The sequence below is a fragment of the Micromonospora sp. WMMD712 genome (assembly GCF_029581295.1).
Lineage (GTDB): Bacteria > Actinomycetota > Actinomycetes > Mycobacteriales > Micromonosporaceae > Micromonospora > Micromonospora carbonacea.
This window is the reverse complement of sequence record NZ_CP120743.1, coordinates 2,344,309-2,370,184: the sequence shown is the minus strand read 5'-3', so window position 1 is coordinate 2,370,184 and position 25,876 is coordinate 2,344,309. Positions and strand designations below refer to the sequence as shown.

The following is a 25,876-nucleotide window of genomic DNA, read 5'->3' as shown; positions in this document are numbered from 1 at the left end:
GGAACCGGACGACCGGGTAGGGTCTGACGCCGTGCCCGGCAATCCACGCCCACGTACCGTGACCGGAATCCGGCTCGGCGAACTCGCCGACCGGCTCGCCGTCGAGGCCCCCGAGGGGGCCGCCGACCAGGCCGTCACCGGGGTGACCCACGCCAGCCAGGAGGTCCGCCCCGGCGACCTGTACGCGGCGCTGCCCGGCGCGCGCCGCCACGGCGCGGAGTTCGCCGCCGGCGCGGCCGCCGCCGGCGCGGTGGCCGCCCTCACCGACCCGGCCGGCGCGCCGGCCGTGGCCGCGGCGGGCCTGCCGGCGCTGGTGGTGCCCGACCCCCGCGCGGTGCTCGGCGCGCTCGCCTCCGCCGTCTACGGCGACCCCACCGCCGGCCTGACCGTCATCGGGATCACCGGCACCGCCGGCAAGACCTCCACGGCCTACCTGGTGGAGTCGGGGCTGCGCGCCGCCGGCCACGTCACGGGCCTGATCGGCACCGTGGAGACCCGGCTGGGTGACCTGGTCGTCGACAGCGTGCGCACCACCCCGGAGGCCACCGACCTGCACGCGATGCTCGCCGCCGCCCGGGAGCGCGGGGTCACCGCGCTGGTCATGGAGGTCTCCAGTCACGCCCTGGCCATGGGACGGGTCGGCGGGGTGCGGTTCACCGTCGGCGGCTACACCAACTTCGGCTCCGACCACCTGGACTTCCACGCCGACTCGGCGGACTACTTCGCGGCGAAGGCGCAGCTGTTCGACGGGCGCTGCGCCGTCGAGGTGCTCAACCACGACGAGCCGGCGCTGCGTCCGCTGTTCACCCCCGCCACGGTCAGCTACTCGGCCGCCGGCGACCCCACCGCCACCTGGTACGCCACCGACGTCGACGGCGAGGGCTACGCGCAGCGGTTCACCGCGCACGGACCCGGCGGGGTGACCGTGCCGGCCGGGGTGGCGCTGCCCGGGCGGCACAACGTCGCCAACGCCCTGCTGGCCATCGCCGCGCTGGTCGGCGCGGGGGTGGACGCGGCGACCGCCGCCGCCGGGGTGGCCGCCTGCGGCGGGGTGCCCGGCCGGCTGGAGCTGGTCTCGGCGGCCGGGCCGGTGCGCGGGGTGGTCGACTACGCGCACAAGACCGACGCTATCGTGGCGGCCCTGGCCGCGCTGCGCGAGCTGAGCGCCGGGCGGCTGATCTGCGTCATCGGTGCCGGCGGCGACCGCGACCGCGGCAAGCGGCCGGAGATGGGCGCCGCCGCCGCCCGGGGCGCCGACGTGGTGCTGGTGACCGACGACAACCCGCGCACCGAGGAGCCGGCCGGGATCCGGGCGGAGGTGCTGGCCGGGGCGTACGCCGCCGGCACGCCGGCCCGGATCGTCGAGGTGGCCGGCCGGCGTGCGGCGATCGACGAGGCGGTCCGGCTGGCCGCCCCGGGTGACGTGGTCGCCGTGCTCGGCAAGGGGCACGAGCGTGGGCAGGAGGTGGGCGGCGAGGTGCTGCCGTTCGACGACCGCACGGAGCTGGCCGACGCGCTGCGCGCCCGCTTCGGGGACCTGGCGGGCCGGCGATGATCCCGCTGACGCTGGCCGAGGTGGCCGAGGCGGTCGGCGGCCGGCTGGTCGCCGCCGACCCCGCCGCCCAGGTGACGGGCCCGGTGGAGTTCGACTCGCGCAGGGCCGGGCCGGGCGCGCTGTTCGTCGCGTTCCCCGGCGAGAAGGTGGACGGCCACGACTACGCCGCCGGTGCCGTGGCCGCCGGCGCGGTGGCGGTGCTCGGCACCCGCGAGGTGCCCGGCGTGCCGATGGTGCTCGTCGGCGACGCCCTCGACGCGATGGGCCGGCTGGCCCGCGCGGTCGTGGACCGGCTGCCCGCGCTGACCGTGATCGGGCTGACCGGCTCGTCGGGCAAGACCACCACCAAGGACCTGATCGCCCAGCTCACCGCGCGGCTCGGCCCCACGGTGGCCCCGCCGGGGTCGTTCAACAACGAGCTGGGCCACCCGTGGACGGCGTTGCAGGCCGACGCGGACACCCGCTTCCTCGTGCTGGAGAAGGGCGCCCGGGGGGTGGGGCACGTGCGCTACCTGTGCGAGGTGGTGCCGCCGCGCATCTCGGTGGTGCTCAACGTCGGCGTGGCGCACCTCGGCGAGTTCGGCTCGGTGGAGAACATCGCGCTGGCCAAGGGGGAGCTGGTCGAGTCGCTGCCCGCCGACGGGCTGGCGGTGCTCAACGCCGACGACCCCCTCGTCGACGCGATGGCCGCCCGCACCGCCGCCCGCGTGGTGCGCTACGGCGAGGCCGCGCACGCCGACGTGCGGGCCGTGGACGTGACGCTGGACGGGCGGGGCCGCGCCGCGTACACCCTGGTGACGCCGGAGGGGAACGCGGCCGTGCGGCTCGGGCTCACCGGCCGGCACCAGGTGTCGAACTCGTTGGCCGCCGCCGCGGTGGCCCGGGAGCTGGGCATGCCGCTGGGCGAGCTGGCCGCCGCGCTGGGCGGGCTGGGCCTGGTCTCCACCCGCCGGATGGACGTCTTCGAGCGCCCCGACGGCGTGACGGTGATCGACGACTCGTACAACGCGAACCCGGCGTCCACGGCGGTGGCGCTGCGCGCGCTCGCCGGGATGCGCGGCGCGGGACGGGCGGTCGCGGTGCTGGGCTACATGGCCGAGCTGGGGGAGTACGAACGACAGGGGCACCTGGAGGTCGGCCGGCTCGCGGCCGAGCTGGGTGTGGACCGGCTGCTCGTGGTGGGCGAGCCGGCGGCGCCGATCCACGAGGGCGCGACAGCGGTAGAGGACTGGGGAGGAAAATCGGTGCTGCTCACCGATCAGGCGGCGGCCGTCGAGGTGCTGCGCAGTGAACTACGGGCGGGCGACGTCGTCCTGGTGAAGGGCTCCCGGTACCGCACCTGGGAGGTGGCCGACGCGCTGCGCGCCGACGCCACGGACGGGGGTGCCGCCGCATGAGGGCGGTGATCGTCGCCATCGGGGTGGCCTTCCTCGTCTCGCTCTTCTGCACCCCGATCGCGATCAAGGTGTTCGCCCGGCTGAAGGCCGGCCAGCCGATCCGATCGAACCTCGGGCTCGCCAGCAACGAGGGCAAGAAGGGCACGCCGACGATGGGCGGCGTGGTCTTCATCCTGGCCACCGTCATCGCGTACGTCGCCGGGCACCTCGCCCTGACCACCCTGCCGGACGCGCAGATCGCCCAGGTCGAGCCGACGATCACCGCGCTGGTCCTGCTGGGGCTGATGGTGTTCTCCGGCGCGGTCGGCTTCATCGACGACTTCCTCAAGGTCCGCAAGCGGAACAGCGGCGGCCTCAACAAGCGGGGCAAGCTGGCCGGGCAGATCCTGGTCGGCGCGGCCTTCGGCGTCGTCGCGCTCTACTTCCCCAGCAGCATGACCGACGCCAGCGGGGCGGCCACCAACACCGAGACCGTGGGCGCGACCACGCTGAGCTTCATCCGGGACATCCCCGCGCTGGACGTCACCAAGATCGGCGCGGTGGTCATCTTCATCTTCGTGGTGATGGCGGCGACCAACGGCGTGAACCTCACCGACGGCCTGGACGGCCTGGCCACCGGCGCGTCGGTGATGGTCCTCGCCGCGTACGCGCTGATCGCGTTCTGGCAGTACCGGCACTGGTGCGCCGACCCGTCGTACACGGCGAACCCGGACAACTACTGCTACACCGTGCGGGACCCGCTGGAGATCGCGCTGATCGCCGGGGCGGCGGCCGGGGCCTGTGTGGGCTTCCTGTGGTGGAACACCTCGCCGGCCCGGATCTTCATGGGCGACACCGGCGCGCTGGGCCTGGGCGGCCTGATCGCCGGCATGGCGATGTCCACCCGCACCATCCTGCTGCTGCCGATCATCGGCGGGCTCTTCGTGATCATCACGATGTCGGTGGTCATCCAGATCATCTCGTTCCGCACCACCGGCAAGCGGGTGTTCCGCATGTCGCCGTTGCAGCACCACTTCGAGCTCGCGGGGTGGAGCGAGGTCAACATCGTGGTCCGGTTCTGGATCATCGCGGGGATCGGCGTGGCCATCGCGCTCGGCCTGTTCTACAGCGACTTCCTCGCCGCGATGGGCTGATCCGCCCGCTGTCCGCCCGCCCGCCCGCTGTCCGCCCGCCCGCCCGCTGTCCGCCCGCCCGGTGCCGCCGGCCCGCCCGGCGCGGCCCGGCACCGCTCGCGCGGCGCGCCAGGCGTTAAGAAGGGGCCCCTGTTATGCAGAATGCGTTAACAGGGGGCCCCTCCTTTCGCCCGGCGACACGCCGACCACGGCGTTCGGCCGGAACGGGCCGCCCGCATTGGCGATGATGGGCGGGTGGGGGAGGACCGAGGCACCAGCGCGACAACGACCGACACGTCCGGCCGACGCGGCCCGGGGAGCGGCCGGGGGGTCGACCCGCCGGCCGCCGCGCCCGGGTTCGGCCTGGACGCCGCCGGCGGGCTGGCCGCGCTGCGGGGCCTGCTGGCCCGCCCGCTGGCCTCCTACTACCTGCTGATCTCCAGCGCCGGCCTGCTGCTGGTCATCGGCCTGACCATGGTCTTCTCGGCCACCAGCGTGAAGAACTACGCCGAGGAGGGCAACGCCTTCGCCGACGCCACCCAACAGGCGATCTTCGCGGTGATCGGGGTGGTGGCGTTCTGGGTGTGCCAGCGGCTGCCGGCGAGCACCTACCGGTCGGTGGCCGGCACGGCGCTCGGCATCGCCGTGGTGCTGCTGCTGGTGCTCAACCTGCTGCTCGCGCTCGACTCGTTCTTCGGGGTGGAGCGGGTGGGGCCGCTGGAGGCCAACCTGCTGTGGCTGTTCGTCGGCGGCGTCCAGCTCCAACCCTCCGAGCTGGCGAAGTTCGCGCTGGTGCTGTGGGGCGCCGACGTGCTCGCCCGCAAGGGCGCCCGGCTCGGCTGGTGGAAGGAGCTGGCCACCCCGCTGTTCCCCGTGGTCGCGCTGCTGTTCGTGCTGGTCGGCTACAACGACGTCGGCACGATGCTCTGCCTGCTGGCCCTCGTCGTCGGCCTGCTCTGGGCGGCCGGGGTGCGCGCCAAGGTCTTCGCCGTGCTGTCGGTGATCGGGCTGGTCGGCATCGGGCTGCTCGTCGCCGCCGCCTCGCTCGGCGCGGGCTCGGGGGCGAAGGGCGAGGAGAACTACCGGCTGGCCCGGCTCACCATCTTCTTCAACCCGCCCGAGCCCAGGGACTGCTTCGAGACGTGGTGCTACCAGCTCGTCCAGGGCCGCAACGCCATCGAGCACGGCGGCTGGTTCGGCGTCGGGCTGGGCAAGAGCAGCTTCAAGTTCGGCTGGCTGCCGGAGGCGCACAACGACTTCATCTTCGCCGTCCTCGCCGAGGAACTGGGCGTGGTCGGCTGCGTGGTGCTGATCACCCTGTTCGCGGTGCTCGGCTACACCGGGCTGCGCATCGCCCGGCGGGTCGAGGACCCGTTCCGCCGGCTCGCCGCCGCCGGGGCGACCACCTGGCTGGTCGGGCAGGCGATCATCAACATCGGCGGGGTCATCGGCCTGATGCCGATGACCGGCGTGCCGCTGCCGTTCATCTCCGACGGCGGAAGCGCCCTGGTGGTGACCATGGCGGCGGTGGGGATGCTCGCCTCGTTCGCCCGCTGCGAACCCGACGCGGCCCGAGCCCTGCATGCCCGTCCGCCCGCCCGATGGGTCCGACTACTCTGGGCCCCGTTGCCGCCGCTTCCCGGCCGGCGCCGTCGCCCGGCGCCGCCACCGGCGGACCGTGGGTCCGTGCCCCGGTCGCGGGCGCGGCGCGAGGACGACCAGGCCGCATCCCGTGGCGCCCGGCCGGACCGGGCCCGGGGCGGGACGGCGAGCGAGAGGAGACGCTGATGGGTCCGCTGCGTTCGGTGGTGCTCTGCGGAGGGGGCACGGGTGGCCACATCTACCCGCTGCTCGCCTTCGCCGACTGCCTGCGCCGACACGACCCGGGCGTCCGGATCACCTGCCTCGGCACACCGAAGGGCCTGGAGAACGAGCTGATCCCGCCGGCCGGCTACGACCTGCGGCAGATCCCGGCCTACCAGCTGCCCCGGTCGGTGAACATGAGCCTGGTCCGCACCCCCGACCGGATGTGGAAGGCGGCCCGCGCGGCGGGCAAGGTGATCGACGAGGTCCGGGCCGACGTGGTCGTCGGCTTCGGCGGGTACGTCTCGGTGCCCGGCTACCTGGCCGCCTGGCGGCGCGAGCTGCCGATCGTCATCCACGAGGTGAACGTGCCGCCGGGGGTGGCCAACCGGCTCGGCATGAAGTTCACGAGCAACGTCGCGGTGGGCTTCCCGCACCAGCCGGCGCAGGCCGAGGCGCTGCGCGACGCCCGGGTGGTCGGGGTGCCGCTGCGCCGGGGCATCGCCGGGCTGGACCGGGCCGCCAACGCCGCCGCCGCCCGCGCCCACTTCGGACTCCGGCCGGACCTGCCGGTCCTCTTCGTCGCAGGCGGCTCGCAGGGCGCCCGGTCGATCAACCTCGCCGTCGCGGGCGCGGCCAAGGAGCTGGCCCGGCACGGCGTGCAGGTGCTGCACGTGATGGGCGCCCGCAACGAGCCGGTGCCGGTCCCCAGCGACCTGCCGGTGCCGTACGTGACGCTGCCGTACCTGTCCCAGATGGAGATCGGCTACGCCGCCGCCGACCTGATGCTCGGCCGGGGCGGGGCGATGACCTGCGCGGAGGTCGCCGCGATCGGGCTGCCCACCGTCTACGTGCCGTACCCGCACAGCAACCAGGAGCAGAAGCGCAACGCGCTGCCCGTGGTGGAGGCCGGCGGCGGGCTGCTCGTGGACGACGCCGAGCTGACCCCGGACTGGGTGGAGCGCACCATCATCCCGCTGATCCGCGACCCGCACCGGCTCGCCGCGATGGGCGCCGCCGCGGCGGCGTACGGGCGGCGCGACGGCGACGAGGCGCTGCTGAACTTCGTCTACGAGGCGGTGGCCCGATGACGGGCGCGGCCGTCGCGACCGGAAGGTGCCCGTCATGAACACCGCGCAGTTCACCCCGGCCGGCACGCTGACCGCCGAGGACCTGGGCCGGATCCACCTGATCGGGGTCGGCGGCGTCGGCATGAGCGGGCTGGCCCGGCTCTTCCTCACCCGGGGCCTGCCGGTCTCGGGCAGCGAGCTGCGCGAGTGGCCGTCGCTGGCCGGGATGCGGGCGCTGGGCGGGACCGTCCACATGACCCACGAGCCGTCCAACCTCGACGGCGTCGACACGGTCGTCTACTCCTCGGCGATCCCGCAGGACCACGTGGAGATGGTGGAGGCGCGGCGGCGCGGGCTGCGGGTGCTGCACCGCTCCGAGGCCCTCGCGGCGGCGATGACGGGCCGCCGCACGGTGGCGATCGCCGGCACCCACGGCAAGACCACCACCACCTCGATGGTGACGATGGTGCTCCAGCAGGCCGGCGCCGATCCGTCCTTCGTGATCGGTGGGGAGATCTCCGAGGTCGGCTCCGGGGCGCACCACGGCACCGGCGAGCACTTCGTGGTCGAGGCGGACGAGAGCGACCGCTCGTTCCTCATCTACCGCCCGTACCTCTCGGTGATCACCAACATCGAGGCCGACCACCTCAACACGTACGGGGACCTGGCCACGCTGGAGGCGGCGTTCGCCGAGTTCGCCCGGCTCACCGACCCCGACGGGTTCATCGTCACCTGCGCCGACGACCCGGGCGGGCGGCGGCTGGCGCAGACGCTGCGGGCCGAGGGCCGCCGGGTGCACACGTACGGCGAGGCGGCCGACGCCGACCTGCGGCTGAGCGAGGTCGTCTCCTCCGCGCAGGGGGTGCGCTACCTCGCCGAGATCGACGGGCGGTCGCTGGGCGAGTTCCGGCTGCCGGTGCCGGGTCGGCACATGGGGCTCAACAGCGCGTCGGCGGTGCTCACCGCGTACCTGCTGGGGTTGCCCGTCGAGGCGGCGGAGGCCGCGCTCGCGGCGTTTCCCGGAGTGCGGCGGCGCTTCGAGCGCAAGGGCGTCGCCGACGGCGTGCTGGTCTACGACGAGTACGCCTACCACCCGACCTCGATGACGCTGGCCATGCGGACGCTGCGCGAGGTGGCCGGCGAGGGGCGGCTGCTCGTGGTGTTCCAGCCCTACCGGCTCTACCGCACCCGCGACCTTCAGGCGGAGATCGCCGCCGCCCTCGGCCTCGCCGACGAGCTGGTGCTGCTGGAGGTCTTCGGCCCCGGCGAGCTGCGCCAGCCGGGGGAGGGCTCGGCGGCGCTGGTGGAGGCGGTGCCCCTGCCGGCCGACCGGAAGGTCTTCGTCGGCTCCTGGGAGGACGCGCCGGTCGAGGTGGCCCGCCGGGCCCGCCCGGGCGACGTGGTGGTGACGATGGGCGCCCCGCCGATCTCGCTGATGGGCGACGAGCTGCTGGCGGCCCTGTCGGCCCGCGCCGGTGACGCGGGCGGCTCGGCGGCCACCGCCGGATGAGCCCCGGTCCGGCGCGGGGCCGCACGGCCGGCGCGGACCCGGGCGGGGGCCGGCGGGGGCCGGTGCGGCGCTGGCAGCTGGTGCGGGCCGGCTCGGACGCGGTGCCGCCCTCGACCCGGCGGTTCATGGCCCGGGCCCGGCAGCGCCGGATGCGGGCGGCGCTGCCCTGGGCGGTGGCCGCGGGGGTGCTGGCCCTGGCCGCGCTGGTGGCCTGGACGGTGCTCGGCACCGGGCTGTTCGGCGTGCGCGAGGTGCGGGTGGAGGGCGCCGAGCTGGTCACCGCCGTGGAGGTCCGCGAGGCCGCCGCCGTGCCGGACGACCAGCCGCTGGCGCGGGTCGACCTGGCCGCCGTCGCCCGGCGGATCGGCGCGCTCGCCCCGGTGGAGCGGGCGACGGTCACCCGGGACTGGCCGGGGGCGCTGGTGGTGCGGGTGGTGGAGCGCACGCCGGTGGCGGCGGTGCCGCAGGGCGAGCGGTTCGCCGTGGTCGACGGGTCCGGGGTGGTCTTCCGGTCGCTGCCCCGGCAGCCGGAGGGCCTGCCGGTGGTGCGGGTCGGCCAGCCGGGGCCGGCGGATCCGGGCACCCTGGCCGGGCTGGAGGTGCTGGGCGCGCTGACCCCGGAGCTGCGCGGGCAGCTCGTGGAGGTCGGCGTCGAGGGGCTGGCCCGGATCAGCCTGCGGCTGCGCGGCGACCGGACCGTCGTCTGGGGCGACGCCACCCGGGGGGCGGACAAGGCCCGGGTCGCCACGGCCCTGCTCGGTCGGAAGGCCGACACGATCGACGTGAGCGCGCCGGACGTGGTCACCTTCCGGTGACCGGCCGGTCAGCGGCCCACCCGGGGCGGGTCGCCCCGGGCATGGGCCGGCCGGCGGCGCGGGCCGGAAGGTGAGGCGTGGCCCTCTCCGGCGGCGACACGCCGGGCGGGTCCTTGGCTCCGGGCGTGGGGCCGCTTACGTTGCCCCGAAGAGGATCAGTAGTTGACATAACAGTAAGCCTCTAGTAGAGGGTGAGGGTTCACCTCTCGGCCTCGTTGGGGGCCCGGCCGTGTCGGCGCTGGTCTGGCCAAGCCGTGTGGGGTCGGCCCATGCCAATCTCGAAGGGAAAGGACCGGAGATGACACCTCCGCACAACTACCTGGCGGTCATCAAGGTCGTCGGCATCGGGGGCGGCGGCGTCAACGCCGTCAACCGGATGATCGAGGTTGGGCTCAAGGGCGTCGAGTTCATCGCGATCAACACCGACGCGCAGGCGCTGCTGATGAGCGACGCCGACGTCAAGCTGGACGTGGGGCGGGAGCTGACCCGGGGGCTCGGCGCGGGCGCCAACCCCGACGTCGGCAAGAACGCCGCCGAGGACCACCGCGACGAGATCGAGGAGGTGCTCAAGGGCGCCGACATGGTCTTCGTGACCTGCGGCGAGGGCGGCGGCACCGGCACCGGCGGCGCGCCGGTGGTGGCCAACATCGCCCGCAAGCTCGGCGCGCTGACCATCGGCGTGGTCACCCGGCCGTTCTCGTTCGAGGGCAAGCGCCGCCAGGTGCAGGCCGAGGCGGGGATAGACGAGCTGCGCAACCAGTGCGACACGCTGATCGTCATCCCCAACGACCGGCTGCTCGCGCTCGGCGACCGCAACATCAGCATGATGGACGCCTTCCGCACCGCCGACCAGGTGCTGCTCTCCGGCGTCCAGGGCATCACCGACCTGATCACCACCCCGGGTCTGATCAACCTGGACTTCGCCGACGTCAAGAGCGTGATGAGCGGCGCGGGCAGCGCCCTCATGGGCATCGGCAGCGCCCGGGGCGAGAACCGCGCGGTCGAGGCGGCGGAGGCGGCCATCTCCAGCCCGCTGCTGGAGCAGAGCATGGACGGCGCGCGCGGCGTGCTGCTCTCCATCGCCGGCGGCTCCGACCTCGGCCTGTTCGAGATCAACGACGCGGCGCAGCTCGTCACCGACGCGGCCCACCCGGACGCCAACATCATCTTCGGCGCGGTCATCGACGACGCCCTCGGCGACGAGGTGCGGGTCACGGTGATCGCCGCCGGGTTCGACGGCGGGACGCCGGCCTACAAGCCCGAGCCGAGCCGCAAGAGCAACCAGAACCAGCCCGCCCAGCCGACCACGCCGTCGCCGCCCCCCGCCACGATGCCGGCGCCGTCCCAGTCGCCGCGGCGGGTGCTCTTCGACGACGTGGACGTGCCGGACTTCCTCAAGAACGGATCCTGACCGCCCGAGATGACCGACGTGAACCCGACGGCGCGCCCCGGGCCCGGGCGCACCGACCGCCGGGCCGAGCTGGCGGCCGGGCTGGCCCGGGTCCGGTCCCGCATCGCCGCCGCCTGCGCGGCGGCGGGGCGGGCCGACTCCGAGGTCACCATGGTCGCGGTGACCAAGACCTATCCGGCCTCCGACGTGCTGGCCCTGGCCGGGCTGGGCGTGGTCGACATGGGGGAGAACCGGGACCAGGAGGCCGCCGGCAAGGCCGCCGAGGTGGCCGCCGCGGGGGCGACGCCCCGCTGGCACTTCATCGGGCAGTTGCAGCGCAACAAGTGCCGGTCGGTGGTCCGCTACGCCGACGTCGTCCAGTCGGTCGACAGCGTCCGGCTGGCCCGGGCGCTCGACGTCGCGGCCCTGGCGGGCCGGGACCGCCCCGTCGACGTGTTGGTGCAGGTCAGCATCGACGCCGACCCGTCCCGGGGTGGGGCGTTGCCGGGCTCGGCCGACCCGGACGCCGGGCTCGGCCCGGTGGCCGACGCGGTGGCCGGCGCGGCGGGGCTGCGGCTGGCGGGGCTGATGGCGGTGGCGCCGCTGGGCTGGGAGCCGCAGCGGGCGTTCGCCCGGCTCGCGGAGGTGGCGGAGGCGTTCCGCGCGGCCCATCCGGAGGCGGTCGCGCTCTCCGCCGGGATGAGCGGGGACCTGGAGGCGGCTATCCGACACGGCGCGACACATGTCCGCGTCGGCAGCGCGTTGCTCGGAATGCGTTCCACGCTGCGGTAGCCTGACCCGCGAGAGAAGCAAATTACATCAGTGTTGTTTCAGGAGCGGCGTCCCGTCGTCAGGGGGCGCGGCCCACGACCGCGAATCGTGGGCCGGGGATTGCTGTTCCGGTCCGGTGGGCAGGTCGTCCACTCGCGAGAAGCGACACGGCACGGGGGCGCGTGCCGCACGGCGGACGGAAGGGCGCGGGATGGGTGCACTGCGCAAGGCGGGGGTCTGGCTCGGTCTGGTCGAGGAGGACGACGAGCGGGCGTACGACGACGGTGGCTACGACAAGGGTGGCTACCGCGAGTCGTCGCGCTACCGGCAGGGCCGGTACGCCGAGGAGTTCGCCGACGACGACGATGACGACGAGCCACCGGCGCCGCGGCCCCGGGCCGGTGAGCGGGGCCGGCTGACCGAGCGTTCCGCGACCCGTCCGCTGGACTCCGACCGGGACCGGGACCGGGACCGGGACCGGGACCGGGCCGACTCCGACCGGCCGGAGCGCGCCGAGCGGGTCGAGCGCCCCGACCGGTCCAGCGTCCGGTCGATCACCCGCAGCTCCGGCGGGGAGGGCTCCGGCGCGTTGACCTACCACACCCGGGACAACCTCGCCCTGGCCCCGCAGGCCCAGCCGAGGGAGCGGGTGGCCCCGGTGGAGGAGGAGCAGCGTTACCAGATCACCACGCTGCACCCCACCACCTACCGCGAGGCCCGCACGATCGGGGAGCACTTCCGCGACGGCGTCCCGGTGATCATCAATCTCACCGAGATGGACGAGGCCGATGCCCGCCGACTGGTCGACTTCGCCGCCGGGTTGGCGTTCGGGCTGCGCGGTACGATCGAGCGCGTGACCAACCGGGTGTTCCTGCTCTCACCGGCCAACGTCCAGGTCACCGCGGAGGACAAGGCCAAGATCGCTGAGGGTGGGTTCTTCAGCCTGAGTTAGCCCCGCCCGACCGAGGGACGTCGCCTGCTGTGTTGTCGATCCTGCTGCAAGTGCTGTACCTGATTCTGTATGTCTTCCTGATCATTCTTCTGGCCCGGTTTGTCCTCAGCGCGGTCCTCGCCTACGGGCGTCGCTGGCAGCCGGGCCGGGGGGCGACGGTCGGACTGGAATCCGTGTGGAGCGTCACTGATCCGCCTCTCAAGGCGTTGAGGCGTGTGATCCCTCCGCTGCGAATTGGTACCGTGAGCATCGACCTGGCCTCCCTTGTGCTCCTGGTTATCCTGTTCGTGCTGATGGAGTTCGTGTTGAAGCGGCTGATCCTCGGGTGATGAAGACCCGCAGGTCCAGCCCGCTACGCGGCCGCAACTGACCCGAGGAGTTTCGATGCCGCTGACCCCGGCCGACGTTCACAACGTCGCCTTCAAAAAGCCGCCGATCGGCAAGCGGGGGTACGACGAGGAGGAGGTCGACGCCTTCCTGGACGAGGTCGAGCGCGAGCTCGCCCGTCTGATCGAGGAGAACAACGAGCTGCGCGCCCAGGTGGAGCGCGGCGGTCGCGGCGGTGCCCCCGCCGGTCCGGGCGGCGACGCCCGGCTCGCCGCGGAGCTCAACGACGTCAAGGCCCAGCTCGACCGGGTGCAGCGCGACAAGGTGGCCGCCGAGCAGGCCGCCCGGGCGATGCAGGCCGAGCTGGAGCAGGTCCGCGCCCAGGGCGGCCCGGCCGTGGCCGGTGACGGCGAGCAGCAGGCGCTGCGGGTGCTGATGATGGCCCAGCGCACCGCCGACGACCACGTCTCCGACGCCCGTCGCGAGGCCGACCAGCTGCTCTCCGAGGCCCGGTCCAAGGCCGAGGAGGTCACCCGCGAGGCGCGCGCCAAGGCCGACGCCCTGGAGCGCGACGCCCGCCAGCGGCACCAGGAGGCCATGGGCGGCCTCGACGCCAAGCGCACCGCGTTGCAGAAGCACATCGAGGAGCTCAAGCAGTTCGAGCGGGAGTACCGCACCCGGCTCAAGGCCTACCTGGAGAGCCAGCTGCGCGACCTCGACGGCCGTGGTCAGGGCCTGGAGGCCGAGATGACCCGGGCCGAGGGCGGCCGGGCCGTCGGCGGCAGCAACGGCCTCGCGGCCGCCGGCCTCGCCGGCTCGTACGGCGGCGGGCGCTCCGGCGCGCTGGAGTCCGGCCGCTGATCTTCGGTGTGGCGGCCGTCGTGGGGACGGCCGCCGACCGTGCCACCTGAATCCGACGCGGCGGGGGTGAGCCGTGCTAGTCGCAAGCCTGTTGCTCATCCTCGTCGCGGTCGTGCTCCTGGTGGTCGGCCTCACCGGTGGCTCCAGCGTGCTGCTGGCCGCGTCCATCGCGGCCAGCCTGCTGGCCGCCGTCGCGTTGGTGGTGGGCGCCCGCCAGGCGGCCGCCGCCCGGGCGGCAGCCGCGCGGGTCGACCCCGGCCCGTCCGACCAGGGCCGGCCCCCTGCCGGCCGGGCCCCGTGGGACGCGGCCGGACCCCCGGCCGGGCCGGACGTTCCGGCCCAGCGTGTCCCGTCCACTATCGGCGCCGACGACCCCGGGTGGCGGCAACCGCCCGGGTCGCCGGCCGCCGGGGCGGACCCGTCCGCCGACGGGGCGGGTGAGACCGCCACGCCCCTCGACGAGCCGCCGCCGCTGCCGGTGTCCCCGGCCGACGCGGCGCTGGTCGCCGAGCTCGACGCGGAGGTCCAGGTCGTGGACGGCCGGCCGCGCTACCACCTGTCCGACTGCCCCCACCTCTACGGCCGCGGGGCCGAGCCGCTGCCGGTGGCCGAGGCGGTGCGGCTGGGGTTCACCCCGTGTTCGCGCTGTGCGCCGGACGACGCCCTGCTCGCCGACGCCCGGCTGCTCTGACGGCCGATGGACGACACGCTCACCGTCGCCGTACGGGTCAAGCCGGGTGCCTCCCGCGCCCGCGTCGGCGGCCGGCACGACGGCCCGCACGGGCCGGCGCTGGTGATCGCCGTGAACGCCCCGCCGGTCGACGGCCGGGCCACCGAGGCGGCCCGCCGGGCCCTCGCCGACGCGCTCGGCGTCCGGCCGGCGGCCGTCGCGCTGCGGGCCGGCGCGGCGAGCCGGGACAAGCTCTTCGCGGTCGAGCGCCCGACGCCGGAGCTCACGCAGACGCTGCGCCGGCTGCGCGACGGGGCCGGCCGGTGACGGCTGGCCGCACCGGGCCGGCATGACCCCCGGGTTCGATCTCGCACTGCTGCTCGGCGCCGGGGTGTTGCTGGTGGCGGTCGGCGCGGTCCGCTTCTCGACCCGCCTCGGCGTGCCCAGCCTCCTGGTCTACCTGGCCCTCGGGGTGGCCATCGGCGAGTCCGGGCTGGGCATCCGCTTCGACGACGTCGACCTGACCCGCACCCTCGGCTTCTGCGCCCTGATCGTGATCATCGCCGAGGGCGGGCTGACCGCCCGGTGGAGCACCCTGCGCCCGGTGCTCGGCCTGGCCTCGGCGCTGTCCACCGTCGGCGTGGTGGTGAGCATCCTGGTGGTCGGCCTGGCGGTGCACCTGCTGCTCGGGCTGGACTGGCGGCTGGCGATGCTCTACGGTGCGGTGCTCTCGTCCACCGACGCCGCCGCCGTCTTCGCCACGCTGCGCCGGCTGCGCCTGCCGCCCCGGCTGGTCGCCACGCTGGAGGCCGAGTCGGGCATGAACGACGCCCCGGTGGTGCTGCTGGTGGTGCTGCTGTCCCGCTCGGCCACCGAGGCCGGCCACCCCTGGTGGTACGAGGTGCTGCTGCTCGGCTACGAGCTGGGCGTGGGCGCGGCCGTCGGGGTGGGCGCGGGGCTGGCCGGCCGGGCGGCGCTGCGCCGGGCGGCGCTGCCGTCGGCGGGGCTGTACCCGATCGCGGTGGTCGGCTTCACCGTGCTCGCGTACGCCGCCGGCGCGGTGCTGCACGCCTCGGGCTTCCTCGCCGTCTACGTGGCGGGGGTGCTGCTGGGCAACGCCCGGCTGCCGCACCGGCAGGCGATCCTCGGCTTCGCCGACGGGCTGGCCTGGCTGGCCCAGATCGGCCTGTTCGTGCTGCTCGGGCTGCTGGTCTCGCCGGGCCGGCTGGAGGCGGCGGTGCTGCCGGCGGTGGTCGCCGGGCTGGCGCTGCTGCTGCTGGCCCGGCCGCTGTCGGTGGCGGTGTCGGCCACCCCGTTCCGGGTCGGCCCGCGCGAGCAGGCGTTCCTGTCCTGGGCGGGGTTGCGCGGGGCGGTGCCGATCGTGCTGGCGACCATCCCGCTGTCGCAGCGGGTCCCGGGGGCGGAGCAGCTCTTCGACGCGGTCTTCGTGCTGGTGGTGATCTTCACGGTGCTCCAGGCGGGCACCCTCGCCCCGGCCGCGCGCCGGCTGCGGGTCACCGCGCCCGCCGAGCCGGCGGAGATCCGGGTCGAGACCGCGCCGCTGGAGCGGATGCGGGCCGACCTGCTCCAGTTGGAGGTGCCGCCGGGCTCGCGGCTGGGCGGGGTGCACGTGGACGAGCTGCGGCTGCCGGTGGGCGCGTCGGTGACGCTGGTGCTGCGCGACGGGGTGGGCTTCGTGCCCGGCCCGGACACCCGGCTGAAGGCGGGCGACAGCCTGTTGATCGTGGCCACCGCCGGGGTGCGGGACGCCGCCGAGCGGCGGCTGCGGGCGGTCAGCCGCCGGGGCCGTCTGGCGCGGTGGTTTGGCGAGTACGGCGACGACCGCGACGACTGATCTGCTAGCGTTCGTTTTGCCCATTTGAGGGCTTTTAGAGGCGGATTAGCGGTGCGGCGGTGCGGCACGTTGTCGGACGCCTGTACGTTCCGTATTCTTGCCAACCTCCGGAGTGCGCGGCGGTCCTCGCCGCGCGCCCGTTTTGTTACCTGGGGGCGCCAGGCCGGTGCCCCCTGTCCAGAGGCCGTGGCATGCCGCGGTCCCGTGGCGCGAGGGAGTGACGATGGTGAAGCCAGCCGACACCAGGACCGCCGGGCGCAAGCCGGTGGCCAGGACCACCCGCAGCGCGGCGGAGACCGAGAAGATCCGGGCGGCGCTGGCGGCCCGCCGCGACGAGCTGAGCGCCGAGTACGATCAGACGCTGAGCGAGATCACCGAGCTGCAGCGCGACCGGCTGACCGACTCGGCCGGGGACGACCAGGCCGACACCGGCACCAAGACGTTCGAGCGGGAGCAGGAGATCTCACTCGCCAACAGCATCCGGGAACGGATCACGCAGGTCGAGCGGGCCCTGGAGCGGCTCGACGAGGGTGGCTACGGCTGGTGCGAGAAGTGCGGCGACCCGATCCCGGTGGAGCGGCTCGCGGCCTTCCCGTCGGCGACCCTCTGCGTGAAGTGCAAGCAGCTGGAGGAGCGGCGCTGACCCCGCTCCCCGGCCGGTCAGGGCGGTGAGCGATCACCGCCGGGAGCGTCGATGGGGAGCAGATGACGGCTACACCGCCCGCCGGAACCGAGACCGGCACCGCCGAGCCGGGCGGGGGCAGGGCCCGACGCCGGGCGATCGTGCTCCTCGCCGGCGTCGGCCTGTTCGCCTTCCTCGCCGACCTGCTCACCAAGCATCTCGCGTTGCAGGCGCTCAGCGACCGGGAGCCGGTGAAGCTGCTCGGCGGCGCGGTCTACCTCAGCCTCACCCGCAACAGCGGGGCGGCGTGGAGCATCGGCAGCGACCACACCTGGGTGTTCCCGCTGATCACCATCGCGGTGATCGGCTGGATCGGCTGGATGGCGCTGCGGCTGCGTTCGGTGCCGTGGGCGGTCTCGCTCGGCCTGGTGCTGGGCGGGGCGCTGGGCAACCTGGCCGACCGGATCTTCCGCGCCCCCGGCCACTTCGTCGGGCACGTGGTCGACATGATCAGCCTGTTCGACCCGTACGGGCAGGTCTGGCCGGTGTTCAACCTGGCCGACAGCGCGCTGGTCTGCGGCGTGGTGCTCGCCGTGTTCCTGGAGCTGACCGGCCGCCAGCGCGACGGTTCCCGGCTCGGCCGGGACAAGCCCGCCGCCGACGCCCCCGTCGAGCAGCGGGAGCGGGCGTGACGGCCGCGTTCGCCGCCGGCGGCGACCACCGTTCCCTGCCCGTCCCCGACGGCCTGGACGGGATGCGGCTCGACCAGGCCGTGGCCCGGCTGTTCGGGCTCTCCCGCACCGCCGCCGCGAACCTCGTCGACGGCGGGGACGCGCTGGTCGACGGCGTCGTCCGGCCGAACTCGCACAAGGTCAAGGCCGGCTCCTGGCTGGAGGTGACGCTGCCCGCCCCGGTCGCCCCGCCGGCCGTGGTGCCGCAGGCGGTGCCCGGCCTGCGGGTCGTCTACGCCGACGACGACATCGTGGTGGTGGACAAGCCGGTCGGCGTCGCCGCCCACCCCAGCCCCGGCTGGACCGGGCCGACCGTGATCGGCGGGCTGGCCGGGATCGGGCACCGCATCTCCACCAGCGGCGCGGCCGAGCGGCAGGGCGTGGTGCACCGGCTCGACGTGGGCACCACCGGGATCATGGTGGTGGCCAAGAGCGAGCAGGCGTACACGGCGCTGAAGCGGGCCTTCAAGTACCGCGAGGTGGAGAAGCGTTACCACGCCGTGGTGCAGGGGCATCCGGACCCGTCGCGCGGCACCATCGACGCCCCGATCGACCGGCACCCGCACCACGACTACCGGTGGGCGGTGGTCTCCGGCGGCAAGCCGAGCATCACCCACTACGACACGCTGGAGGCGTTCCCGTCGGCGAGCCTGCTCGACGTCCGGCTGGAGACGGGGCGTACCCACCAGATCCGGGTGCACTTCTCCTCGCTGCGCCACCCCTGCGTGGGCGACGTCACCTACGGCGCGGACCCGACCCTGTCGGCCCGGCTGGGGCTGGCCCGGCAGTGGCTGCACGCCCGGTCGCTGAGCTTCCTGCACCCCCGCACGGGCGACGAGGTGACCTTCGTGAGCGACTATCCCGACGACCTGGACCGGGCGCTGCGGGTCCTCCGCGACTGACCCGGTGACCAGCGCAGACGCCGGGCGGCCGGACCGCCGCGCGCCGGGCCCGCGCCGGCCCCGCGCGCTCGCCGTCGCCGCGCTGCTGTCGGTGGCGGCGGTGCTGGCGGCGGCCGGCTGGGTCGGCCGCCACGACCGGCCGGCGGGCGACCGCACGGTGGGCGAGGTGACCCGGGTCGGCGTGCCGGCCGGCGGGTCGATCCCGGCGTACCTGCGCGCCGCCGCCGCCGAGCTCGCGGCCCTGCCGGCGGGCGGGTCGCCGGCCGGCACGTACGCGCTGGTGTCGTTCGGGGACTACCTCGCGCCGGACCGGCTGGCCGACGTCCTCGCCGGGGCGGAGGTCGTCGAGGTGGTGGCGCGGGCGCCGCTGCCCGGCCGGCAGACCGAGATCGTCCGGCTGCGGGCCCAGCGGCTCCCGCAGGACCTGGTGACGGGGATGGCCGGCGTGGCGGGCCGCAAGGACCGCGAGGCCGCCGACCAGCGGGCCCGGGCCGCGGCCGCCGCCGACGCCGAGCTGCGCCGGACGTACGAGACCGGCGCGCTGGTCGCGGCGGGCGAGGCGGCGGCGTACCGGGCGGGGTGCGGGTGCGCCTACGCCGCCGTCGTGCGGGCCGCGCCCGACGCGCTGCGCGCCCTGGCCGCCCGGCCCGGGGTCCGCGCCGTCGACCCCGCCCCGGAGCTGAGCCGGCTGGACCGGACGGTGGTGACCCCGCCGCTGCCCGAGCAGCGCGACGTGGCCCGCCCGCCGGCCGACGCCGGCCCGACGCCGCTGGTGGGCGAAACGTCGGAAGCGGCACCGACGGCGACGGATTCCTCACCTAGCGTCGATCGGGGTCGACCCGCCGTGGCCCCGTCCGGCGTCGCGAGCTCCCCGGACGTGCCTGCGGGCAGCCGAACGGCGCCGGAGAAGTGACAAAGCCGAATCAGGATGTGCGCGGACCGGTGTGGTCCGAATAGGGTTTCGTTCGTAGCCTGTCAGGCGGAGATCGATGGCGCTGGGAGGGCGAGCCTTGGACGGCACGGAGACCAGCTGGGGTCGGCCGGCCGAACCAGCACCGCGGTGGCGGGCGCTGCTCGACCGGGCCCGGCTCGGTGGTCGCACCGCGGAGCAGGCCGAGGCAGACCGCCACGCCGAGGAGGCGGCCCGCGCGGCGCCGGAGCCGCTGCCCCGGCGCGGGTCCGGCAACGGCTACGCCGGGCGGGCGGCGATCGGCCCGCCGGGGGAGCAGCCGTACGCCGCGGAGCCCGGCTATCCGGCCGAGCCGGCGCGCGGCGGCTACCGGGCCGGGGCGAGCTACCGGGTGGACCCGGCCTACCGGATCGACCCGTCCTACCAGCCGGATCCCCCTGGCTACCAGCCGGAGGCCCCGTCCTACCAGCCGGAGCAGGCGGGCTACCCGGCCGATCCGCTGGGCTACCAGCCCGAGCCCCCCGGCTACCAGCCCGAGCCGACCTATCCGGCCGAGCCGTCCTGGCGGTCCGGCCCCGGGCGACCCGACCCGGAGCCGCCGCGCCGCGCCGACCCGCCGCCGCCCGCCCAGTCGCGCTACTCGCTGCTCGACGGCGGCGGCTACCGCCCCGAGCCCGCGCCGGTCGAGTCCCGCTACTCGCTGCTCGACAGCGGCGGCTACCGCCCCGAGCCCGCCTATCCGCCGCCCCCGGCGGAGCCGGTCTACCAGCCGCCCGTGGTGGAGCCCGCCTACCCGCCGCCCCCGGCCGAGCCGGTCTACCAGCCGCCGCCGGCCGAGCCGGTCTACCGGGCCGAGGCCGCCTACCAGCCCGTCGCCGAGCCGGTCTACCAGCCGCCGCCCGGGCCGCCCGCCGTGGTCGAGCGGGGCTACCCGGCCCGCATCGAGTGGCGGGCGCAGAGCGCCGAGAGCGAGCTGGAACGCGCCGCCGGGGTGCTCCGCCGCGACCTGGGCACGCCCCGGGTGCTCGCCTTCGCCAACCCCAAGGGCGGGGTGCACAAGACGACCGCCACGGTGCTGGCCGCCGCCACCGTCGGCAGCGTACGCGGCCGGGGCGTGCTCGCCTGGGACGACAACGAGCTGCGCGGCACCCTCGGGCTGCGGGCCGGCAGCGCCCGGCACGCCCGGACGATCCGGCACCTGATCCACGACCTCGCCCAGATCGAGATCCTGGAGGGCTCCACCCTGCTGGGCAGCCTCGACGACTACCTGCGGCACGCCGCCGACGGCTCGTACGACGTGCTGGCCGGGGAGGAGAGCCCCCGGTTCGCCCAGCGGCTCGACCAGTTCACCGTCAAGCGGGTGCTGGAGCTGCTGCGGCGCACGCACGACGTGGTCTGCGTGGACACCGGCAACAACGTGGAGAGCCCCAACTGGCGCACGGTGATGCAGGCCGCCGACCAGCTCGTGGTGACCACCGTGCCCCGGGAGGACGCCGCGTTCAGCGCCGACTGGATGCTCGACCTGCTGCACGAGGTCGGCATGGGCGAGCTGGCCGACAACGCCGTCACCCTGATCTCCTGCCCGACGCCGGGCCGCTCGCCGTTGCAGACCGACCTGGAGCGGCACTTCGCCACCCGCACCCGGGCGGTGGCCGTGGTGCCGTACGACCCGGCGCTGGAGACCGGCTCGTCGATCGAATACCACCAGCTCCAGCCGGAGACCCGGCAGGCGTGGCTGCGCGCGGCGTCGGTCATGCTGGAGCCCTTCGCCCGCTGAGCCCTTCGCCCGCCGCGCCCGCCGGCCCCCGCGCCTGCCGCGGCGGCACCGACGCCCCGGGGACGCCGCCGGTCTGTAAGGATCATCGGGTGAGCCCGGACACCTCCGACGCCGACCGTCCCGCGCCCCGTCCCGACCCGACCGCCGGGCCGGTCCCCGACCCGCCGGCCGCCCCGCCCCTCGACCCGTTCGCCGGGCCCCCGGCCGACCCGCCACCGGCCGCCCCGGTCTCCGACCCGTTCGCCGGGCCGCTCGCCGGGCCCCCGGCCCACCAGCCGCCCGCCGGGCCGTTCGCGGGGCCGCCCCCGCACCCGTTCGGCGCGCCGCCGGCCGGTCCGGTCCCCGCCGACCCGACCCCGCCCGAGCGCCGGCCGGGCCGGGCGGCCGGGGTGGCGCTGGGCGCGGCGGCCCTGGTGACCGCGCTGGGCGTCCCGCTGGGGCTGCTCTGGGCGGCCGTCGCCCCGGACACCCCGGTGGTCAAGACCGCCGAGGGGGCCGTCTACGCCCAGCCGCAGCCGGAGCAGCCGATCGCCGCCGACGGCTGGTTCAGCCTGCTCGGGCTCGGCTTCGGCGTGCTCGCCGCGCTGGGCCTGTGGGTGCTGCTGCGGCGGCGGCGCGGCCCCGTCGGGCTGCTCGCCGGTGCGGCCGGTGGCCTCGGCGCGGCCCTGGTGGCCTGGCAGGTCGGCCGGCGGGTGGGCCTGTCGGCGTACGAGCGGCTGCTGGCGACCGCGCCGGACGGGGAGGCGTTCACCAAGCCCGCCGACCTGCGCGCCGGTGGCCTGCACCGGCTGTTCGACGTGCTGCCCCTGCCGTACGGCAACCTGCTGCTGCCGGCGTTCGGCGCGGCCGTGACGTACACCCTGCTGGCCGGCTGGTCGCGGTGGCCGTCGCTGCGCCCGGAGCCCGAGCCGGACCTGTCCTGGGCCTACGCCGCCCCGCCCGCCACCGGGCCGCAGGTCAGTTCGGGGCCGGCGGACTCGCCAGCTCCGACAGCGGCACCGGAACCGCCCGCACCTGGCGCAGCAGGGTCGCCTCGCGGTTGAGCAGCCGCAGCTCGGCGCGGAGCCGGGCGGCGGTGTCGTCGACCGCGAGCAGCCGCTGCCGGTCGTCGACGGTCAGCATGGCGGTCGCGGCGACCAGGTGGGACAGCACCGTCGGGTCCTCCGGAAGCTGCTCGGAGATGTCCTCCGGGTCGGGGCGGATCAGCCCGAGATATTGCCGGAACACCGCGATCACCCGGGCCGCGAGCAGGTCGGCGGCCTCGTCGGGGCCGCCCGGCTCGGGCAGCCACTCGACCTCGGCCGTCAGGTAGGGCTCGGTGGTCTCGTCGAGCCGCACGACGCGGAACCGCCGCCGCCCCACGGTGACGATGTCGAACCCGCCGTCGGCCAGCTCGGTCACCTGCCGCAGCTCGGCGGTGCAGCCGACCTCGTGCAGCGTGACCCCGCCGACCCCGGGCACGGGCCGCCCCGGCGTGCCGGGGGCGACCTCCCAGCCGGCCCGGATGGCCACCACGCCGAACTCCCGGGGCGCGCCCTCGGGCAGGCCCGTGAGGTGGCGCACGAGGGCCCGGTAGCGCTCCTCGAAGATGTGCAGCGGCAGCACCAGGCCGGGGAAGAGCACCGTCCCGAGGGGGAAGATCGGCAACCGCGCAGTCACGGGATCGAGCCTAGCCCGCCCGCGCCGTCCCGGCGGGGCCCGTCCCGCCCCGCGGCGCCCGCCGGCCCCCGGCGGGGCCGCCCCGGCGGGTCTCCCGGCCGCCCGGCGGCCGGCGTGGCTCGGCTCACCGTCCCGGCGTGCGGGCGGCGCGGGCCGCCGCCGGCCCGGCCGCCTAGACTCGCAGGCGTGTTGAATCGGATCGACCTGCGCGGCGGCGTCCGTGACCCCCGCCGCCTGCTGCCCCGTGCCCAGCTCGACGTCTCCGTGGCGGTCGAGCGGATCCGCCCCCTCGTGGAGGCGGTCCGCGAGCATGGGTACCCGGCGATCCGCGAGGCCAGCGCGCGCTTCGACGGGGTCTCGCCGGAGCGGCTGCGGGTGCCGGCCGAGGCGATCGCCGAGGCCGAGGGGACGCTCGACCCGCAGGTCCGCGCCGCCCTGCTGGAGTCGATCAGCCGGGCCCGCAGGGTGCACGCCGACCAGCGCCGGGTCGACCACACCACCCAGGTGGTGCCCGGCGGCACCGTCACCGAGCGCTGGGTCCCCGTCGACCGGGTCGGCCTCTACGTCCCCGGCGGCCTGGCGATGTACCCGTCGACCGTGGTGATGAACGTGGTCCCCGCCCAGGCGGCCGGCGTCCGGTCGCTGGTGGTGGCCAGCCCGCCGCAGCAGGAGAACGGTGGCCTGCCCGACGCCCGGGTCCTCGCGGCCTGCGCGCTGCTCGGCGTCGACGAGGTCTACGCCGTCGGCGGCGCGCAGGCGGTGGCGATGCTGGCCTACGGCGCGACGGTCGACCCCGACGGCGCGCAGCGCTGCGACCCCGTAGACATGATCACCGGCCCGGGCAACATCTGGGTCACCGCCGCGAAGCGGCTGCTGCGCGGCGTGGTCGGCATCGACGCCGAGGCCGGCCCCACCGAGATCGCGATCCTCGCCGACGACACCGCCGACCCGGCGCACGTCGCCGCCGACCTGGTCAGCCAGGCCGAGCACGACCCCCTCGCGGCCAGCGTGCTGGTCACCTGCTCGGTCGCGCTGGCCGACGCCGTCGAGGCCGAGCTGGCCCGGCAGGTGCCGGCGACCAAGCACGCCGACCGGGTCACCACCGCGCTGACCGGCGAGCAGAGCGGCGTGGTGCTGGTCGACGACCTGGAGGCGGGCCTGCGGGTGGTCGACGCGTACGCCGCCGAGCACCTGGAGATCCAGACCGAGAACGCCCGCGAGTGGGCGCTGCGGGTCCGCAACGCCGGGGCGATCTTCGTCGGCGCGTGGTCGCCGGTGTCGCTCGGCGACTACTGCGCCGGCTCCAACCACGTGCTGCCCACCGGCGGCTGCGCCCGGCACTCCTCCGGCCTGTCCGTGCAGTCCTTCCTGCGCGGCATCCACCTGGTGGAATACACCCACGACGCGCTGCGCGAGGTGGCCGGGCACGTGGTGACCCTGGCCGGCGTCGAGGACCTGCCGGCCCACGGCCAGGCGGTCGCCGTCCGCTTCCCGGGGGAGGGCCGGTGACGACCCTCGACGAGCTGCCGATCCGCGACGACCTGCGGGGCCTGACGCCCTACGGCGCCCCGCAGCTCGACGTGCCGGTGCGGCTGAACACCAACGAGAATTCCTACCCGGTGCCCGAGGCGGTGGTCGACGCGATCGGCAAGGCCCTCGCCGCCGAGCTGCGCGACCTCAACCGCTACCCCGACCGCGACGCCGTGGCGCTGCGCGCCGACCTGGCGGCCTACCTCGGGCACGGGCTCACCGCCGGGCAGGTCTGGGCGGCCAACGGCTCCAACGAGATCCAGCAGCAGCTCCTCCAGGCGTTCGGCGGGCCGGGGCGCACGGCGCTCGGCTTCACGCCGGCGTACTCGATGCACCCGCTGCTGGCGCTCGGCACCGGCACCCGGTGGGTGCCGGCGGAGCGCGGGGTCGACTTCGGGCTGACCGCCGACGAGGCGGTCGCCCAGGTCCGCGCGCACCGCCCCGACGTGGTGTTCCTCTGCTCGCCGAACAACCCGACGGGCACGGCGCTGGACCCGGCGGTGGTCGCCGCAGTCCTCGACGCCGCGCCCGGCATGGTGGTGGTCGACGAGGCGTACGCCGAGTTCGCCCGCCCCGGCACGGTCAGCGCCCTCGCGGTGCTGCCCGGCCACCCGAGGCTGGTGGTGACCCGCACGATGAGCAAGGCGTTCGGCTTCGCCGGCGGCCGGCTGGGCTATCTCGCGGCCGACCCGGCGGTGGTGGCGGCGGTGCAGCTCGTGCGGCTGCCCTACCACCTGTCGGCGCTCACCCAGGCCGCCGCCCGCGCGGCGCTGGCGCACCGCGACGCCCTGCTGGCCACGGTCGAGGCGATCATGGGGCAGCGGGACCGGATCGTCGCCGGGCTGCGCGCCCGCGGTCTGCGGGTCGCCGACAGCGACGCCAACTTCGTCCTGTTCCGGGTCGGCGGCGACCAGGCGGTGGCCTGGCGCGCGCTGCTGGAGCAGGGGGTGCTCGTGCGCGACGTCGGGCTGCCCGGCTGGCTGCGGGTCACCGCCGGCACCCCCGCCGAGACCGACGCCTTCCTCACCGCGATGGAGAGTTTGTGATGAGCCGCACCGCCCGGGTCGAGCGGATCACCAAGGAGACCAAGGTGCTCGTCGAGATCGACCTCGACGGCGCCGGCCGGGCCGAGATCGGCACCGGCGTCGGCTTCTACGACCACATGCTGCACCAGATCGCCCGGCACGGCGGCTTCGACCTGACCGTGCGCACCGTCGGCGACCTGGAGATCGACGCCCACCACACGATGGAGGACACCGCGCTCGCCCTGGGCGCCGCGTTCGACCAGGCGCTGGGCGACAAGGCCGGCATCCGACGGTACGGCTCGGCGACCGTCCCGATGGACGAGGTGCTCGTCCGGGCCGCCGTCGACCTGTCGGGCCGCCCGTACGTGGTGCACGACGAGCCGGCGCTGGCCCCGTACATCGGGCCGGTCTACCCGACCAGCATGACCCGGCACATCTGGGAGTCCTTCGGCCAGGCGGCCCGCATCACCCTGCACGTGGACGTGCTGCGCGCGGCCCGCCCCGGCGGCCGCCCCGACGCCCACCACGTCGTGGAGGCCCAGTTCAAGGCGGTCTCCCGCGCCCTGCGGGAGGCCACGGCGCTCGACCCCCGGTCGGCCGGCGCGATCCCCAGCACGAAGGGCGCGCTGTAG

The 25,876-nt window shown here is 75.5% G+C and carries 25 protein-coding genes; 24 read left to right on the top strand and 1 reads right to left on the bottom strand.

The window, feature by feature from the left end; genetic code table 11:
- Positions 1–31: 31 nt before the first annotated feature.
- The 21 genes from O7633_RS09815 (at position 32) to O7633_RS09715 (ending at position 22,073) form a co-directional block, all read left to right on the top strand.
- Positions 32–1,555 carry a UDP-N-acetylmuramoyl-L-alanyl-D-glutamate--2,6-diaminopimelate ligase gene (locus O7633_RS09815; RefSeq protein WP_282327460.1) on the top strand — a complete coding sequence of 508 codons (1,524 nt, stop codon included), beginning with the start codon at positions 32–34 and terminating at the stop codon, positions 1,553–1,555.
- Positions 1,552–2,952 (top strand): UDP-N-acetylmuramoyl-tripeptide--D-alanyl-D-alanine ligase, encoded by a 1,401-nt coding sequence (gene murF / locus O7633_RS09810; RefSeq protein ID WP_282327458.1) that lies wholly within the window; start codon positions 1,552–1,554, stop codon positions 2,950–2,952. The genes O7633_RS09815 and murF overlap by 4 nt, the downstream gene beginning before the upstream one ends.
- Complete coding sequence (gene mraY / locus O7633_RS09805; protein ID WP_043967300.1) at positions 2,949–4,085, top strand: phospho-N-acetylmuramoyl-pentapeptide-transferase; 1,137 nt, start codon at positions 2,949–2,951, stop codon at positions 4,083–4,085. Before murF ends, mraY begins: the two co-directional genes overlap by 4 nt.
- 360 nt (positions 4,086–4,445) lie before the next feature.
- Complete coding sequence (locus tag O7633_RS09800; RefSeq protein WP_282328508.1) at positions 4,446–5,852, top strand: putative peptidoglycan glycosyltransferase FtsW; 1,407 nt, start codon at positions 4,446–4,448, stop codon at positions 5,850–5,852.
- On the top strand, positions 5,852–6,958 hold the full coding sequence (gene murG, locus O7633_RS09795) for an undecaprenyldiphospho-muramoylpentapeptide beta-N-acetylglucosaminyltransferase (RefSeq protein WP_178065849.1): 1,107 nt from the start codon (positions 5,852–5,854) through the stop codon (positions 6,956–6,958). The genes O7633_RS09800 and murG overlap by 1 nt, the downstream gene beginning before the upstream one ends.
- A gap of 34 nt (positions 6,959–6,992) precedes the next feature.
- Entirely contained in the window at positions 6,993–8,447 is a 1,455-nt protein-coding gene (gene murC, locus O7633_RS09790; RefSeq protein WP_282327455.1) for a UDP-N-acetylmuramate--L-alanine ligase, read from the top strand.
- The gene (locus tag O7633_RS09785; RefSeq protein WP_178065847.1) at positions 8,444–9,262 is read left to right on the top strand and encodes an FtsQ-type POTRA domain-containing protein; all 819 of its coding nucleotides are present in this window, start codon (positions 8,444–8,446) and stop codon (positions 9,260–9,262) included. Before murC ends, O7633_RS09785 begins: the two co-directional genes overlap by 4 nt.
- Before the next feature lie 298 nt (positions 9,263–9,560).
- Positions 9,561–10,673 (top strand): cell division protein FtsZ, encoded by a 1,113-nt coding sequence (gene ftsZ, locus O7633_RS09780; RefSeq protein WP_077939058.1) that lies wholly within the window; start codon positions 9,561–9,563, stop codon positions 10,671–10,673.
- A gap of 9 nt (positions 10,674–10,682) precedes the next feature.
- The gene (locus O7633_RS09775; RefSeq protein WP_282327451.1) at positions 10,683–11,444 is read left to right on the top strand and encodes a YggS family pyridoxal phosphate-dependent enzyme; all 762 of its coding nucleotides are present in this window, start codon (positions 10,683–10,685) and stop codon (positions 11,442–11,444) included.
- 190 nt (positions 11,445–11,634) lie between these two features.
- Positions 11,635–12,375, top strand: coding sequence for a cell division protein SepF (gene sepF / locus O7633_RS09770; RefSeq protein ID WP_282327449.1), 741 nt, complete (start codon positions 11,635–11,637; stop codon positions 12,373–12,375).
- Between the two features lie 29 nt (positions 12,376–12,404).
- Complete coding sequence (locus tag O7633_RS09765) at positions 12,405–12,704, top strand: YggT family protein (RefSeq protein WP_043967312.1); 300 nt, start codon at positions 12,405–12,407, stop codon at positions 12,702–12,704.
- 55 nt (positions 12,705–12,759) lie between these two features.
- Positions 12,760–13,563, top strand: coding sequence for a DivIVA domain-containing protein (locus O7633_RS09760; protein WP_043967314.1), 804 nt, complete (start codon positions 12,760–12,762; stop codon positions 13,561–13,563).
- 73 nt (positions 13,564–13,636) lie between these two features.
- Positions 13,637–14,254 (top strand): hypothetical protein, encoded by a 618-nt coding sequence (locus O7633_RS09755; RefSeq protein WP_282327447.1) that lies wholly within the window; start codon positions 13,637–13,639, stop codon positions 14,252–14,254.
- 6 nt (positions 14,255–14,260) lie between these two features.
- Positions 14,261–14,560 carry a DUF167 domain-containing protein gene (locus tag O7633_RS09750; protein WP_074474448.1) on the top strand — a complete coding sequence of 100 codons (300 nt, stop codon included), beginning with the start codon at positions 14,261–14,263 and terminating at the stop codon, positions 14,558–14,560.
- A gap of 22 nt (positions 14,561–14,582) precedes the next feature.
- Positions 14,583–16,088 carry a potassium/proton antiporter gene (locus O7633_RS09745; protein WP_077939062.1) on the top strand — a complete coding sequence of 502 codons (1,506 nt, stop codon included), beginning with the start codon at positions 14,583–14,585 and terminating at the stop codon, positions 16,086–16,088.
- Between the two features lie 223 nt (positions 16,089–16,311).
- Entirely contained in the window at positions 16,312–16,731 is a 420-nt protein-coding gene (locus O7633_RS09740) for a TraR/DksA family transcriptional regulator (RefSeq protein ID WP_043969309.1), read from the top strand.
- 62 nt (positions 16,732–16,793) lie between these two features.
- Entirely contained in the window at positions 16,794–17,402 is a 609-nt protein-coding gene (gene lspA / locus O7633_RS09735) for a signal peptidase II (RefSeq protein WP_074474446.1), read from the top strand.
- Complete coding sequence (locus O7633_RS09730; RefSeq protein WP_282327443.1) at positions 17,399–18,343, top strand: RluA family pseudouridine synthase; 945 nt, start codon at positions 17,399–17,401, stop codon at positions 18,341–18,343. Before lspA ends, O7633_RS09730 begins: the two co-directional genes overlap by 4 nt.
- A gap of 4 nt (positions 18,344–18,347) precedes the next feature.
- Positions 18,348–19,256: a hypothetical protein gene (locus O7633_RS09725; protein ID WP_282327441.1), complete on the top strand. Its 909-nt coding sequence runs from the start codon at positions 18,348–18,350 to the stop codon at positions 19,254–19,256.
- A 76-nt stretch (positions 19,257–19,332) separates the two neighbouring features.
- Positions 19,333–21,030 (top strand): AAA family ATPase, encoded by a 1,698-nt coding sequence (locus tag O7633_RS09720; RefSeq protein ID WP_282327440.1) that lies wholly within the window; start codon positions 19,333–19,335, stop codon positions 21,028–21,030.
- Between the two features lie 89 nt (positions 21,031–21,119).
- Positions 21,120–22,073, top strand: coding sequence for a DUF2567 domain-containing protein (locus O7633_RS09715; RefSeq protein WP_348776324.1), 954 nt, complete (start codon positions 21,120–21,122; stop codon positions 22,071–22,073).
- Here O7633_RS09715 and O7633_RS09710 read toward each other — a convergent pair.
- Positions 21,988–22,689 carry an LON peptidase substrate-binding domain-containing protein gene (locus O7633_RS09710; RefSeq protein ID WP_074474443.1) on the bottom strand — a complete coding sequence of 234 codons (702 nt, stop codon included), beginning with the start codon at positions 22,687–22,689 and terminating at the stop codon, positions 21,988–21,990. The two genes, O7633_RS09715 and O7633_RS09710, sit on opposite strands and share 86 nt — an antisense overlap.
- A gap of 186 nt (positions 22,690–22,875) precedes the next feature.
- Between O7633_RS09710 and hisD the strand changes: the two genes are divergently transcribed.
- The 3 genes from hisD to hisB are packed head-to-tail and all read left to right on the top strand — an operon-like array spanning position 22,876 to position 25,876.
- Positions 22,876–24,198, top strand: a complete 1,323-nt coding sequence (hisD, locus tag O7633_RS09705; RefSeq protein WP_282327439.1) for a histidinol dehydrogenase — start codon at positions 22,876–22,878, stop codon at positions 24,196–24,198.
- Entirely contained in the window at positions 24,195–25,265 is a 1,071-nt protein-coding gene (locus O7633_RS09700; RefSeq protein ID WP_282327438.1) for a histidinol-phosphate transaminase, read from the top strand. Before hisD ends, O7633_RS09700 begins: the two co-directional genes overlap by 4 nt.
- Positions 25,265–25,876 (top strand): imidazoleglycerol-phosphate dehydratase HisB, encoded by a 612-nt coding sequence (gene hisB, locus O7633_RS09695; RefSeq protein ID WP_282327436.1) that lies wholly within the window; start codon positions 25,265–25,267, stop codon positions 25,874–25,876. The genes O7633_RS09700 and hisB overlap by 1 nt, the downstream gene beginning before the upstream one ends.